Genomic DNA, 13,642 nt, shown 5'->3' on the forward strand with positions numbered 1-13,642 from the left:
AAGTTCTTCTGCCAAAAACGACCGGCTAAATTCCCCCACCGGCCGTTTTGGTTAAATATTTTAATTGATTACTTGACGTTACTTTCTGAATTCGTTGTTGTGTCTGAGTTAGTAGCATTCGTAGCAGCAACATCCTTCTTACCAGTACCGGCTTCAGGTGTTGCGGCGGTGGAAGACAGCGTCCAGGTAATTGTGGACTGGTACGTCCCCGTCTTGGCGCCTTGCTTCAAATCTAGATTAAGCTTGGATGCGCTCAGGTCTGCGATGGTCATCCCGTAACCTTGGCCTTTTGGTGCGTCCCAAATTGTTGCCGCTGTATTAGTGGTTGGCAATTTAACCTTGGTATCTAGAGTTTGATAGCCAGAAGCCAAGAACGTTTTGTCCGTAGCACCAACAACGCCTTGGCCAACGTTGTGGTTGATTAAATCAATGCTCCCAGTTAAATGTGCCGAGCTGGCGTCACCCAGGTTCGTGAAGTCAGTCATTGATGCGCTGAGTTTCCAACCCATCAAGGTCCCGCGATAGTCGGATACGGTCAGGTGTGCAAGTCCTTTGTTATAGTTTTTACCATCCTTAACCGTGGTGTCCACAAAATTTAACGTTTGCGTAGCCGATTCAATGTCACCTGCCTTAACCTTCCCGAAGTTCAGGTCGGGCACCGCAACCAGCTGGAGGAGATCCTCACCGGTGACATTAGTATTAGGTAAATCTGGTACATCCGTAATTGGCTTGCTTGGGTCGTTAGGGTTAGTTGGGGTCCCACCTTCTTCAACGACCACCTGGGCATTGGAAGTTAATGGAGTGCTCTTGTACGGTGTTGCCGTCGTTGAAGTCCCAGCAGACGTATCATCCGCGAACACCCCCACAGATGGTGCGATTGCCATCAGGGCTGTTGCCGCAATGCTGACAAAGCCGTAAACAAACTTATTATTCTTTTTCATGGTAATACCCTCCATTTTTTTGGCTTTCGGGACCGCGACCGAAACCTCTGGCTGCGGTTCTTAACTTACAAGGATATTATCTGGTTAAATTGCCTCAATTTTGACCTAGATTTCATAAACTAATTTTTTATTTTGCACGCGTTTTCGCGGGTTTTTAGCTTATCTTATTCAAAGCATTATTAATAACGACTTATTTGCCCACCTAATATCATTTGTCCCCACCAATTGCGAGCGGACGGACGTAGATGCCTGGCTGGCGGCCATACGCACCTTGCGCATGAATTGCACCACGCACCGGTGCAAAGATTATTCTCTGGATAAGTTGTACCCGTCGCGCAAAGATTGCCATCAATCTTGGGGCTATTATTATCACTGCGTATAAGAATTGCACGTTAAGCAGACGCGGCTGAATTAGGGATTACCTCGAGCCAAAAGCTCATCCGCATTCGACTTACCCAGACACAAAAAAAGACCCAACGTCAACGTCGAGTCTTTCATCGTTATCAATTCAATTACTTGGTTAGTCCTTAAGCTCTGGTGCAACAGGCGTCATCATCTCTGCGGGCTTCTTGTAGAACTTGCTCAGGAAGTAGAACGGCAGGGCAACAACTAACGCGCCGAACCCGGTGATGAACTGCATGTGCGTGGTATCCGCAAGCCATGCGTTGTACAGGAGCCAGAAGGAAATGACCAGTGAAATGACTGGAATAACCGGGCCGAACGGCAAGCTGAAGCCGCGCACTGGCTTACCGTACTTGCGGGCGAAAACCATGACCGCAATCACGGTTGGAATGTACTGCACGAATCGGGAAATAACACTAATCTGTGCAAGGTAGCTGAACGTCCCTGACCAGGAAATAATTAGGCCAATGACGAGGGAGACCAGAATCGAAACCCATGGCGCGTTGTGCTTGTTGCGCTTGGCCAGAACTGCAGGCATCATGTCGTTTTCAGCCAGAGCAACACCGGATCTTGGTGTGATGTAACTGGACGCCACGAGGATTCCCCCGACGGAGACCAGGGAGCCGGCCTGCACCAAAGCGGAACCGAACCCACCAGCGAAGTGGGCAAACACGGCCTGAATTGGCGTGCTGGTCTTTGCCAGTGCGTCCGCGCCAAGCACACCCGTGGAGATTACTTGGATTAAAACGTAGAAGAGTGCAACAATCGCCATCACCGCGGCAATCGCCTTTGGTAGGTTGCGTTTTGCATCCTTCATGTCTCCGGCTGCCACAACCACACCTTCAAACCCGGTGAACGCGTAGAACATCGTTACGGCAGTGGAACCAAAGGAACCGGCAGTGTAATGGCCACCTGGGAACATTGGCGTGAAGTTACCACCCTTGATGAAGAAAATACCGATTGCGACAAATAGAACAAGTGGAACCAACTTTGCAACGGTCACAACGTTGTTCACGTACTTGGAGATCCGCACACCGGCAATGTTCATGAGGGCCAGACCGGTCATCAAGAAGGTTGTGGTTGCCATGGCGGGAAATCCGCTTTTCAATACTGGCCAAATACCCGCCAGCAGCGTTTGGAAGGCAACGGCCATCGTTGCTTCAGCGATAATCCGGATTGCCCAAGTCACAAAGCCGACTTCAAAGCCGACGAAGCCCCCGAATGCATCCTTGGCGTACAGGTAGGGGCCACCATCGCGGTCGAAGTGGGTCGCGGCCTGCGCAAAGCAGAGTGCAAGCAAGATGACTAAAATGGCATCGAGCATGAGGACGAAAATCCCGGCGGTCCCCATGGCCTTTGCCGCAACGTTAGGCAGAAGGAAAATCCCGGAGCCGATAATACCGTTAATCCCAAGTAGAATAATGCTAAAAAGGCCTAGTTTTTCTTTACTTTGATTCATAGTGATTCTCCTTAAAGCGACGGGCGCGTCTGACGATATCCTCGAAGAACGCAAACTGTTCAGTCTGGACGGTCCACATGTTTTCTGGGTGCCACTGAACACCGATGAAGCTGTCATCATCAATTGACTCGAGTCCTTCAATTACGCCATCATCTGCAGTCGCAGTAACCGTGAGTCCCGGCGCAGCGTCACGCACTGCTTGGTGGTGCCGCGAGTTAACGTAGCTGCGTTCCCCCAGCAAGCGTTCAGTCTGACTGCCTGCAGCAATATGTATGTGGTGTGTGGGAAAGTTGCCTGGTGCTGCCTGTGCGTGCCGGATTCGGTAGTCTGGGTCCTGGCTCGGCAGGTCCTGGTAGAGGGTCCCACCAAGAGCAACGTTATAAATTTGAATACCGCGGCAGATGGCAAAAACTGGTTTACCCGCGGCCCGCACTGCCTTGATTAAGGCGATTTCAAACGCGTCCTTCTGGTAAGCAGTCCGGCCAATCGCCGCAACTGGCTCCTCCCCGAAGAAGGTAGGATCGACATCGGGACCGCCTGGCAAAACTAGTCCATCAAACAAGCTCACAACTTCCTGCGCGAGGGCGTCTGCCTCGCGGGTGTCTGCAGGAAATGGCAAAATAATTGGGACCCCACCGGCCTTAATGATGGCTTCCTTGATTGCGCTCGGCGCCATGTCAGCATCATGTTGGTTAATGACTGGTGAATGATCAATTAGTGCATCAGCGGTCAAAGCAATAATAGGTTTCACAATGTATCCTCCTTCTTTCAGAAACATGTGAATGAGTATATCACGACATTTTAATTAGAACAACAAGTGACTTTTATTAAAAACACCGTTGCATCAGTCTTGTCACCCTATCTTCATTTTAATCTTGCTCACATAATCAACTTAAACCCGCATTCTCAGCGCCCTGCCCCCTGATACTTACTCAGTGCACTGCAATTACCCAAATAACAATAAAAAAAGTCGTTTTCCCACTAAAACCGAAACTTACGGAGCGCCATTAATGCAGTCAAACTGAAAACGGCGTGCATAGTTTAATGGGTTAGTATCGCCCATCGCCTCTAATTCTGACGGCAGCCTTTTCATTCGGGACGCAAAAAACCACCGGAATTCGCAAATTCCGGTGGTCCTTTTCACTAATTCAACTGAGTGCTGCTATTTAACCGCAGTCCAGTGCCAGTCGCGAACCTCTGGGATGTCATCCCCGTATTCACGAATATAATCGTGGTGGTACTGCAACTTGTTGTCCATTTCTTGAATGAACGCACCAGCCTTGCTTGCGTATTCCGGTACGGCCATTATGGCTGCCTTGGCCAAGTGGAACCGGTCGAGGGAGTTCAGCACGCGCATGTCAAACGGCGTAGTGATGTCCCCTTCTTCGCGGTAACCGTGAACTTCAAGGTTACGGTTCTGCCGTGGGAACCAAATGTCCTTAATCAGGCCTTCGTAACCGTGGAAGGCGAAGATGACCGGTTTGTCGGTCGTGAAGTACTGGTTGAACTCCGCATCGGTCAGGCCACGCGGGTCAACAGATGGTGCGCGCAGCTTGAGCAAGTCGATGACGTTGATGAAACGCACCTTCAGCTCAGGGAACGCTGCATGCAACAGGTCAATGGCCGCCAGACTTTCCATATTTGGTTCCGTCCCGGCCGCAACCATCACCACATCGGGTGCGGCGTTGTCGTCGGTACTTGCCCAACCAATTCGACCGAGCCCGTTGTTTGCGAGTACGGTTGCTTCATCAATCGTGTAGAACTGTGGCCGTGGCTGCTTGGATGCAATCAAAATGTTGACGGTCTGCTCACTGCTGAAGAGCTTTGGTGATACCGCCAGCATCGAGTTGGCGTCCGCCGGCAGGTACTCACGCACGAATTCCGGCGTCTTCTCGGCCACGTGGGTCAAAATCCCGGGATCCTGGTGGGTGTACCCGTTGTGATCCTGCTGGAAACTGGTGGACGTGGATACGATGTTCAGTGATGGGTAGTGACGACGCCACTTCTGCTCACTGGCTTCCTTAATCCACTTGAAGTGCTGGGTAATCATGGAGTCCACGACGCGCAGGAAGGCTTCATAGCTGGTAAACAGGCCGTGACGCCCAGTCAGGGTGTAGCCTTCATTAAATCCTTCGCTTTGGTGTTCAGACAACTGGGAATCGATGATGCGCCCTGCCGGTGCCAATTTCTCGTCCGTGTAATCGTTGATTGGTTCCAGCCACTGCCGCGGCGATGCCTTGAAGATGTCGTATAGCCGGTTGCTCATCGTTTCGTCTGGACCGAAAATTCGGAAGTTGTCCGGGTTGAGCTTAATCAATTCTGCCAGGTATGCGGACCAAACGATCATGTCCTGCTTGGTGTCCTTACCGTGCTCCGTGTTGTCCAGGGCAAACTTCCGGTAGTCTGGCAAAATAAGTGGCTTCGGGTCAAAGCCCCCATTGGTAATCGGGTTGCTGGACATCCGCTTGTCCTTTGCGGGCACCAGTGCCTGCAGCTCGGGAACCAAATGCCCGTCAGCGTCGAATTGCTGTTCTGGGTGGTAGGACTTAAGCCAGTCGGTCAGGTTGTCGGCGTGCTGCATGTCCGCGGCGTCGACCGGAATTGGAATCTGGTGGGCACGGAAACTACCCTCAATTGGCAAGTTGTTCCAGGTCTTTGGCCCAGTCCAGCCCTTAGGTGTCCGGACGACAAGTACCGGCCACTTAGGTTGGGTCGTGTCGCCGGTTTCGCGGGCGTGTTTTTGAATGGCCTTGATTGCCTCAATTGCACCATCCATGGCCGCCGCCATTTCGGGATTGAGCTTCTCTGGGTCGTCGCCTTCAACAAAGACTGGGGCCCAGCCGGCGCCTTCCAGGTACTTGCGCACGTCTTCGTCACTCTTGCGGGCGAGGATTGTTGGGTTAGAAATCTTGAACCCGTTCATGTGGATGATGGGCAGAACGGCACCATCGTTAATTGGGTTGATGAACGTGCCGGAGAACCAGCTAGCCGCCAGTGGTCCGGTTTCCGTTTCGCCATCCCCGATGACCGTCGCCGCAATTACATCCGGATTGTCGAGAATGGCACCCACAGCGTGGCTCAATGAGTAACCAAGTTCCCCACCTTCATGCATGGAGCCAGGTGTCTGCGCGCTCGCGTGGCTGGCCACCCCACCAGGAAAACTAAACTGCTTGAACAGGCGCTTCATGCCGGCCTTGTCCTGGCTAATGTTCGGGTAAATCTCGGAATAGTGTCCGTCAAGGTACGCGTTGGACACCATCACCTGGCCACCGTGACCGGGACCCTCGATGTAAAACATGTTCAAACCGTACTTATTGATGACACGATTCAGGTGTGTGTAAATAAAGTTTTGCCCCGAAATTGTCCCCCAGTGGCCAATCGGGTGCGCCTTAACGTCCTCCTTCGTGAGCGGACGCTCTAGAAGCGGGTTATCCTTCAAATACAACTGCCCGACAGACAGGTAGTTCGCTGCTTCCCAGTAACGGGTCATCAGGGCGAAATACTCTGGTGTGCTGTAATCAGTAGTAGTTGGCATATCGTACCTCCAAATGGGCCGCACGTCGCAATCACGGCGCCGCGGCGAATATTCGCGCGCACATAAACGCGCTTTCAAACATAGCTCTAGTATACAACAAAAGTAGGCACAACCAGGGCAGGTTTTGCCTCTTCCTTGGTTGAACCGCCGTGCAATTAACCCAAAATGTCGCCTGGGCCATGAACGCTAAATCAAAAACACCCCGCAAGCCGAAAATGGCTTGCGGGGTGCAATAGTAATAATTTAGTCGCGCGCTTCAGCTTCGAGCTTACCCATCAGGTACTTAATCGCTGGGAACATCAGGGCAATACTGATGACCCCAATTGCAATCAGAATGAATACACTCTCGGCAACCGTTGCGGAGGCAATCCCACTAGTAATCGCGTTGCGGAACCCGTTAATGGCATACGTCATTGGCAGGAACTTCTGGAAGCCTTCGTACAGTGGACTAATTGTTTCGGCTGGGAATAACCCGCCAGATCCGCTCATGGTGAGCAACCCAAGGGCAACGAAAATCCCGACGCCGCCAAATGCAAGGTTCAGCATTTGCGTCATGTACATCGCCGACAGGGCAAACAGAATTGTCATGCCGTAGAACTGGGCCACGTGGTCAACTGGCAGGCCAACAACCATCATGAGGGTTGCTTCAATGAGTGCCATTGCCAGGGCAACAAGTGTCCCAACCGCAATCTTCGCCTTGAACCAGTCAGCAACAGACTTGTATCCGTCGTGACGACGCATTGGGTAGGTGAAGTTGAAGATGATGATGGCAATGAACAGTGCCAGTGCCAGAACGTAAGGTGCAAGTGCAGCACCGTAGTTCGGCACGGTTGTCATCCGCTTCTGGATGTCCTTGCTTGGTTCAGCAAACATCTTGGCGGTCGCCTTGGTCAGCTTCACGTCATTAATCTGCTTGTAACCTGCGTTCAGACCATCAGCAAGTTGCTTGGTCCCATCCTTCAGCTGGCTAGTACCGTCAGTCAGCTGACCGGAGTTGTCGGTTAGCTGTGTCGTCCCATCAGCAAGCTGGTTGACCCCATCGAGGAGTTGTGGCACCTTGCTGTTCAGCTGGTCGAGACCGCCGCTAAGCTTGTGGCCACCGTTATCAAGTTGGGTGACCCCACTTGCGAGGGTTGGCACCTTGCCGTTAAGTTGATCAAGGCCAGTAGATAGCTTGCCAGAACCGGCGAGGAGCGCCGTAATCCCACTGGACAGCTTAGGCGCCTTCCCGTTGAGGGTTACAAGACCGTCATCCAGCTGCTGAACACCACTTGCAAGCTGTTTGCGGCTGCCATTCATCTGACTCAAACCATCGTTCAGTTGGGCAACCCCGTCAGCAAGAGTCCCACGCTGCTTGTACAGCTTGTTGATGCCCGCCTTTAACTGCGCACTGCCATCAACAAGCTGCTTAATCCCAGCATCGAAACCAGTAGCATTCTTCTCAGTTGGGTTAAGCTTCTTATTCATCACGGTCAAGCCAGAAGCAAATTGGTCAACCGCAGTCTTCAGACCGTTTGGATCCCCTGTAGCTGGATCCGTTTCGGTGGTGCTCATGTTGTAATCAACCAGATTCAGCACTGACATCGCCGAAATCTTGGACATTGCACCAATTGGGTTCTTGGCGTCGTCATTCGTGAGGGTCTTACCGTTATCCAAAACAGTTTGAGTCTTGGTCTGCGCAGCCGTGGTCTCTTTCCAGGCCGCCTCCAGTGCTGCTTTCTGAGTCGCGTCTTTCACACCGGCAATGGCAGCTTCCATCTTCTTATCCGCCGCGTCCTGTGTAGCCTTAGCGGACTTAACGTTAGACTTAAGCATCATGCTTGCTAGGCTAAGCGCAGAAATCTGCGTCTTAACCTTATCCTGAAGGGTCAACATCTTGTTTGTGATGTACTCAGTTCCCTTGGCTAACCCGTATTCAGTTGGGTCAGAGCTCTTGTTGTTACCGAGTGTTTGTTTTTGTAACTGTTTAAGCCCCGTGTCGAGCTGGGACATACCATCGTTCAGCTGTTCAACTGCACTGACCAGTGATGGGTCACTACCGTTGGCCACATTAACGCTGGTGTTAAGCTGTTTCATCCCCGTGGATAGTTGTTCGATAGCGCTGACCATGGATGGCGTGTTGCCAGTCCCGTGGTTAACTTTCTGGTTTAATTCATTCATCCCGTCGGTCAGGCTCTGAACGCCACCAGTAAGGTCGCTGTCCCCAGTTCCGTTAATCTGACCGTTGATTTCGACCAAGCCGCCCTTGATTTGGTGACTACCATCATCAAGCTGCCGCACCCCAGAGCTAAGTGCCGGGATGTTACCGGCCAACTGGTCAAGTCCGGTGGCCAACTGGTGGCCACCATCGGTCAACTGCTGCACCCCAGAGCTGAGGGGCTTAGCCGCAACCTTCATGGTCTGAATCCCGTCGTGTACCTTGGAAACCCCAACGGTGTACTGGTTCACCCCGTTGTCGAGCTTGACGGTTCCTTCATTGATTTGGGTCGCACCAGTGGCAGCCGTGCCAATCTTCTTACCAATGCCACCGACCTGTTCAAACAAGGTGCTGGCAAAAGCGTTGGTCACGTTGGCCCGGATTTGGGCGTTCAGCTTATCTGCCCCAACCTGACTCATGACTTCACTGATGTAGTTCAGCGAGCCGTTCGTCTTGTAGGTCAGCTTCATCTGCTTCGGGTGCAAATTGAGGACCGTAGCTGCGTTCTTCGAGAAATTCTGCGGAATCGTCACAACAGTGTAGTACTTGTTGTTCTTCAGTCCCTTTGCAGCTTGCGCAGCGTTCACGATGTGCCAGCCGAGCTGGTTATCCTTGCGCAATTTCTTGACCGTTTCGGCCCCGACCGCAACCTTTTTCCCCTGCAGGGTCGTCGGTTCATCATTGTTCACAACGGCGATTGGCACCTTACCAGTGTTACCGTATGGGTCCCAGGCCGAGGTCAGGAAACAAAACGAATATACAAATGGAATAAGCACAATCGCCACAATTAGTAACATGATCGACTTACTGTGGAAAATGTTGGAAAATTCCTTCTTAATCACGAGTAGTTTCAACTCCTTCTTCATATCCTCCAACGTTACAGGTGTAACGCGGATTTCACGCATAAAATTGCAACTGGCGCGATGGCTAGCTATGTTCCCAAAAACAGTTAAATCCCAGCACATCGGTGTTTTCGCGCTTGCTGCGGGAAAACACTAACTACCTTCATGCGCTGTAGTTTACTGGTTATTCGGCCGTTTGCATACGATACTCGTGTAACTGATAGAGCAAAATGGCAGCAAAAAAGCCGACCATTACGGCCGACCATTTTGCTGCCCTCAAGTATTTATGGGTTAGTATGCAACGATTATGCGAGTTTTCTACACTTCAATTGACGTCGCATCTGGTGCTAATTTCCTAATCGCATCAATGTATTTGCGGCTTCCTCGTTCTTCCTCGCGCACGTAATTAAATTCCAGCCGCGAAGCAACCTGCCCCGCAACCTGCGCAAACAAATCCATCGACATATCCAGCGCGTGCCAGGTGTCACTAATGGTTCCCGCCGCGTACGTGCTTGCCAGTTGCCGCCATAACGTTTCCGGCAAGAGCTGCTGCAGCTCCTTATGCATTTTGCCAGTACTAATCCGCCAGTCGTAGTCACTCGCCACGAGCCAGTCACACATGTCCAGCAAGTGCGGACGGATTACGTTCGCCAGCATGCCATTCGCGTACAATAATTCATTCCGCCACAGACCCTTTGCCACGTACGGCGCCACCCACCAGAAATCGTTGGTGTGGTGGTAAAACAATTCAGCGCTTGGCCGTTTTACCCAGTGATCCCGGTCACTAGTGGCCGGTAGCGGCGGTAAAATGCCATCCTTGTCCAGCAGTGGCACGGTTTGACTGTCGCTGCCGTACCCCAGTTTGCAGGCAGCGACCGTTTCCAGATGCAAATCCATCCGGTTGCCATCAGTGAACACGTTCATGATTGTGTACCCATCGGTTTCCGGATTGCATGTTTGGCCCACCGCCATATCCAGCGCGTCCGGCTCCTGATGCACCAGTGGCAGGCCAAAGGGGCGCAAGCCAGCTTCGCTCTGCCAGCATCCCCGCGATGTCGGTCGTAACGTAGACAATGTCAAAATCCTGGAACAAGTCCGGATGTGAATTCGGATTCGCCCGTGAACCGTTCATGTATACCGCCCGGACGCGCGGGTCGCTTTCGGCCACGGCCTTTATAATCGTCATCATCTGCATCGCTGTTCGCATCATTTCGCATCCTCCTCTGAACTCAAAAAGGGGCATTCCGCAACCATCACTGGTTATGGAAATGCCCCACTACAAACTAGCGGTAACGCTTCGGCCGATTAGCCTGCGTCGCTGCTGCCGCCTGCATTTGTGGCCGCGGCCGACCTGGGCGCGGCACGGCTTGGACTTGTGCTTTTGGCGTTTCGTTATCAGGCCCCGGCGCAATCTTTTTGCCCGCAATTACAACTTGGGTGTGCTCGAGCAGAAAGGCCGTCAGTGCGCCCGCCGCAAAAGCAACTAGTGCAGTTTTCTTCGACATCGTTTTCCTCCAGAATCTCGGCACACGGTGAAAGTAAGGTCTATCTTCTCCGCGATAACCGGCATATATTCAGGTGCAAAATCGCCTTGCAACGTTTGATTTGCCCCAATCATACATGTAGATGCTGGGGGATTGCAACTGTCCGGTACTTGATTCGTAAACTACCTGCCTTGCTTGCCTAATACCCCGCAATGACGGACTTAATAGTCGCAAGTGCCGTCAACAACGCCTGCTGGCTGATAATCAGTGGCGGCAGTAAGCGCAGGGTGTTGCCCTCCGCAGTCAGCGTCAAAATACCATACTCGTGCAGCTTGGCGGCCAGCGCGCCGGCGGGAACATTCTCCGCCAGCTGAATCCCAATCATGAGACCAAGGCCACGAACCGTAATGACGTTTGGCAGCTCCTTCCAAGTCTCCAGTTCGGCAAAGGCCGCCTTGCTCGTGGCCTGCATCTGACTGAAGAATTCAGGGGTGAGCGCCGCCAAGGTTGCATTCGCACTGGCCATCACGACCGGATTGCCCCCGAACGTGGTCCCGTGGGCGCCATAAGGAAAGGCGGACGTCAGACTGGCTTTCCCAATCATCGCCCCAACCGGCAACCCGCTGCCCAGACCCTTGGCGCTAGTGATGATGTCGGGCGCAATTCCGTATTGCTGAAAGGCAAATAAGGTGCCGGTCCGGCCAATTCCGGTCTGCACTTCATCAACAATGACCAGCACACCGAGTTCTTCGGCCTTAGCAACGAGGGCGGCAAGCCAGATCTTGTCCGCCGGTACCACGCCGCCTTCACCCTGCACGACTTCAATAATCAGCGCAGCAAAGCTGTCATCAAGCAAATCCAGCGCATCTTCGTCGTTAAAGGTCGCGGTAACCACATCGCTGGTATCAACGCCAAAGCCCTTCTGAATGTCAGGCTTGGGGGTGACGGTCAGTGAACCGTAAGTCCGGCCGTGGAAGCCGTGGGTGAAATTCATGATTTTCGTCTTCCCGGTATAACGGCGAGCCAGTTTGAGCGCCGCTTCGTTAGCCTCCGTTCCTGAGTTGCCAAAGAACACAAGGTAATCGTCAGGCAGGTTGAGACCGGCAATCAATTGCGCGGCCACTTTTTCCTGCAGTGGGGATTGGTAGAGGTTCGAGGTGTGCCAAATCTGACCAATCTGCTTGGTCACGGCCGCCTGCACACTTGGGTAATGGTAACCCAAATTCATCACGCCAATGCCAGAGGTGAGGTCGGTGTAATGCTTGCCTGAATCGTCAATCAAGGTCCAGTTCTGCCCATCAACAAGGGCAAATGGCCACCGTTTGTACGTCGTAAATAAATTCGTCATTGTCTGTCTCCTACTGCTCTTCCTGATTCGCCGTCAGCTGGGTCCCAGCACCGTAAAGCGCGCCGATTGTCACCCGGGTCCCTTGCGCCGCCACCGCCAGCCCCGCGCGCAACTTGACCGTCATGCCGCCGCTGATAACATGGTTGGCGGTCAGCGTCTGCATTTTTACCGGTGTCAACTGCTTCACGACGGCACCTTGATCATCTAACACACCCGGAACGTCGGTCACGAAATGGAGCTGCTGAACGCCAAGTTTGCGGGCAAGCGCCATGGCCACATCGTCCGCATTCACGTTGAGCAATTGGCCGTCGCTGCTCGGCAAAAGCGGGCCGATGAGCAGCGCACCCGTTTCGGCTAGCTGTGATTGCAAGGCGGTGCAGCTAATCGCGCCGACCGCACCAACAAGCCCGTACTTTGCTGCGTTTAATTGCGTTGCCGTCACCCCACCGTCAAGTACGTGCGGGTGGATGCCAAGCGTTGCGAGCTGGGCGCACAAATTGGGCTGCACCTGCTGGTTAATTATCTTCTGGGCAATCTTCAGGACTGCGGGCGGCGTCACGCGCAATCCGTCGACACGCCTTGTCGTAATCCCCGCCGCAACCGCCGCCTCGGTGATGTCTGAGCCGGCACCGTGCACAATGATTAATTGGTGCTGGCGCGCGAGGGCACCCAATTGCCAAAGCAGTGACTGCGGCATTTTGCGGGCCGTTTCACCGCCGATTTTGATGAGAACAATGTTATCCAGCATGTGTTACCTCCCTTAACTCGTGTACGCTGAGTTAATGTGCACGTATTCGTAGGTGAGATCTGCGCCCCACGCCTGACCCTCTGCCTTGCCAACACCCAAATCAATTGCCAGCACAATCTTGTCCGGGCTCATCGCCTGCTGCACGAGCGGTGGCGTCAGCTCCTGGGCCTTGCCAGCAGCGACCATCGCGACGCCATTAATGCCAATAGCCAGTTTATCCGGGTCGAGACTGACACTGGTGTTGCCCAGTGCGTCAATTATGCGACCCCAGTTTGGATCTTGACCAAACATCGCGGCCTTGACCAGGTTCGAACCAATGACGGCCTTAGCTGCCATCCGCGCATCGGCGGCCGTTGTCGCACCGGTGACGTTGGCCTCGAGGAACTTAGTCGCCCCTTCACCATCGCCGGCGATTGCTTGGGCCATTGTCGCCATCACCTTGTGGAGGGCACTGCTGAAGGTACTTAGCGCGCTCCCCCCGGTAATGGTCGGCGCGCCCGCCTGCCCATTTGCTAGGGCAATAACCATATCGTTGGTGCTCGTGTCACCGTCAACCGTAATCTGGTTAAATGTGCCTGGATTATTCATAGAATTTCAAAAAAGCAGCGTAATCCCATGATTCACACGGGACTGCGCTGCTTTGGTGTTTCACCCATTGGGTGCGCCTATATGCTAAGGTTAAGTCG

Annotated in this window: 10 protein-coding genes and 1 pseudogene; all 11 read right to left on the reverse strand. The window is 53.0% G+C overall.

Annotated elements, in window-relative coordinates; genetic code table 11:
• Positions 1–68: 68 nt before the first annotated feature.
• Positions 69–941 (reverse strand): WxL domain-containing protein, encoded by an 873-nt coding sequence (locus tag EKN00_RS05785; protein ID WP_164848045.1) that lies wholly within the window; start codon positions 939–941, stop codon positions 69–71.
• A gap of 520 nt (positions 942–1,461) precedes the next feature.
• On the reverse strand, positions 1,462–2,802 hold the full coding sequence (locus EKN00_RS05790) for an APC family permease (RefSeq protein ID WP_127849210.1): 1,341 nt from the start codon (positions 2,800–2,802) through the stop codon (positions 1,462–1,464).
• A complete protein-coding gene (locus EKN00_RS05795; RefSeq protein ID WP_206611266.1) occupies positions 2,789–3,553 on the reverse strand; it encodes a gamma-glutamyl-gamma-aminobutyrate hydrolase family protein in 765 nt (254 codons plus the stop codon). Before EKN00_RS05795 ends, EKN00_RS05790 begins: the two co-directional genes overlap by 14 nt.
• Before the next feature lie 411 nt (positions 3,554–3,964).
• Positions 3,965–6,337: a phosphoketolase family protein gene (locus EKN00_RS05800; protein WP_127849212.1), complete on the reverse strand. Its 2,373-nt coding sequence runs from the start codon at positions 6,335–6,337 to the stop codon at positions 3,965–3,967.
• A gap of 243 nt (positions 6,338–6,580) precedes the next feature.
• Positions 6,581–9,400: a YhgE/Pip family protein gene (locus EKN00_RS05805; RefSeq protein ID WP_164848046.1), complete on the reverse strand. Its 2,820-nt coding sequence runs from the start codon at positions 9,398–9,400 to the stop codon at positions 6,581–6,583.
• A 294-nt stretch (positions 9,401–9,694) separates the two neighbouring features.
• Positions 9,695–10,450: an aminoglycoside 6-adenylyltransferase gene (locus EKN00_RS05810; protein WP_164848047.1), complete on the reverse strand. Its 756-nt coding sequence runs from the start codon at positions 10,448–10,450 to the stop codon at positions 9,695–9,697.
• Positions 10,451–10,454: 4 nt separating this feature from the next.
• Positions 10,455–10,619 (reverse strand): annotated as a pseudogene (locus EKN00_RS11145) (aminoglycoside 6-adenylyltransferase); the annotation flags it as partial.
• Between the two features lie 40 nt (positions 10,620–10,659).
• Entirely contained in the window at positions 10,660–10,881 is a 222-nt protein-coding gene (locus tag EKN00_RS05820) for a hypothetical protein (RefSeq protein WP_127849216.1), read from the reverse strand.
• 178 nt (positions 10,882–11,059) lie between these two features.
• A complete protein-coding gene (locus tag EKN00_RS05825) occupies positions 11,060–12,208 on the reverse strand; it encodes an aminotransferase class III-fold pyridoxal phosphate-dependent enzyme (RefSeq protein ID WP_127849217.1) in 1,149 nt (382 codons plus the stop codon).
• A 10-nt stretch (positions 12,209–12,218) separates the two neighbouring features.
• Positions 12,219–12,956 (reverse strand): acetylglutamate kinase, encoded by a 738-nt coding sequence (locus EKN00_RS05830; RefSeq protein ID WP_127849218.1) that lies wholly within the window; start codon positions 12,954–12,956, stop codon positions 12,219–12,221.
• Positions 12,957–12,968: 12 nt separating this feature from the next.
• Positions 12,969–13,544 carry a bifunctional ornithine acetyltransferase/N-acetylglutamate synthase gene (locus EKN00_RS05835; protein ID WP_127849219.1) on the reverse strand — a complete coding sequence of 192 codons (576 nt, stop codon included), beginning with the start codon at positions 13,542–13,544 and terminating at the stop codon, positions 12,969–12,971.
• Positions 13,545–13,642 lie beyond the last annotated feature (98 nt).

The sequence above is a fragment of the Lacticaseibacillus hulanensis genome, from assembly GCF_004010095.1.
Taxonomy (GTDB): Bacteria; Bacillota; Bacilli; order Lactobacillales; family Lactobacillaceae; genus Lacticaseibacillus; species Lacticaseibacillus hulanensis.

What these genes read in the sequence shown, in the direction of transcription:
- EKN00_RS05785 (WP_164848045.1), bottom strand. Translation starts at nt 941, where the DNA reads ATGAAAAAGAATAATAAGTTTGTTTACGGCTTTGTCAGCATTGCGGCA.
- EKN00_RS05835 (WP_127849219.1), bottom strand. Translation starts at nt 13,544, where the DNA reads ATGAATAATCCAGGCACATTTAACCAGATTACGGTTGACGGTGACACG.
- EKN00_RS05805 (WP_164848046.1), bottom strand. Translation starts at nt 9,400, where the DNA reads ATGAAGAAGGAGTTGAAACTACTCGTGATTAAGAAGGAATTTTCCAAC.
- EKN00_RS05800 (WP_127849212.1), bottom strand. Translation starts at nt 6,337, where the DNA reads ATGCCAACTACTACTGATTACAGCACACCAGAGTATTTCGCCCTGATG.
- EKN00_RS05820 (WP_127849216.1), bottom strand. Translation starts at nt 10,881, where the DNA reads ATGTCGAAGAAAACTGCACTAGTTGCTTTTGCGGCGGGCGCACTGACG.
- EKN00_RS05790 (WP_127849210.1), bottom strand. Translation starts at nt 2,802, where the DNA reads ATGAATCAAAGTAAAGAAAAACTAGGCCTTTTTAGCATTATTCTACTT.
- EKN00_RS05825 (WP_127849217.1), bottom strand. Translation starts at nt 12,208, where the DNA reads ATGACGAATTTATTTACGACGTACAAACGGTGGCCATTTGCCCTTGTT.
- EKN00_RS05830 (WP_127849218.1), bottom strand. Translation starts at nt 12,956, where the DNA reads ATGCTGGATAACATTGTTCTCATCAAAATCGGCGGTGAAACGGCCCGC.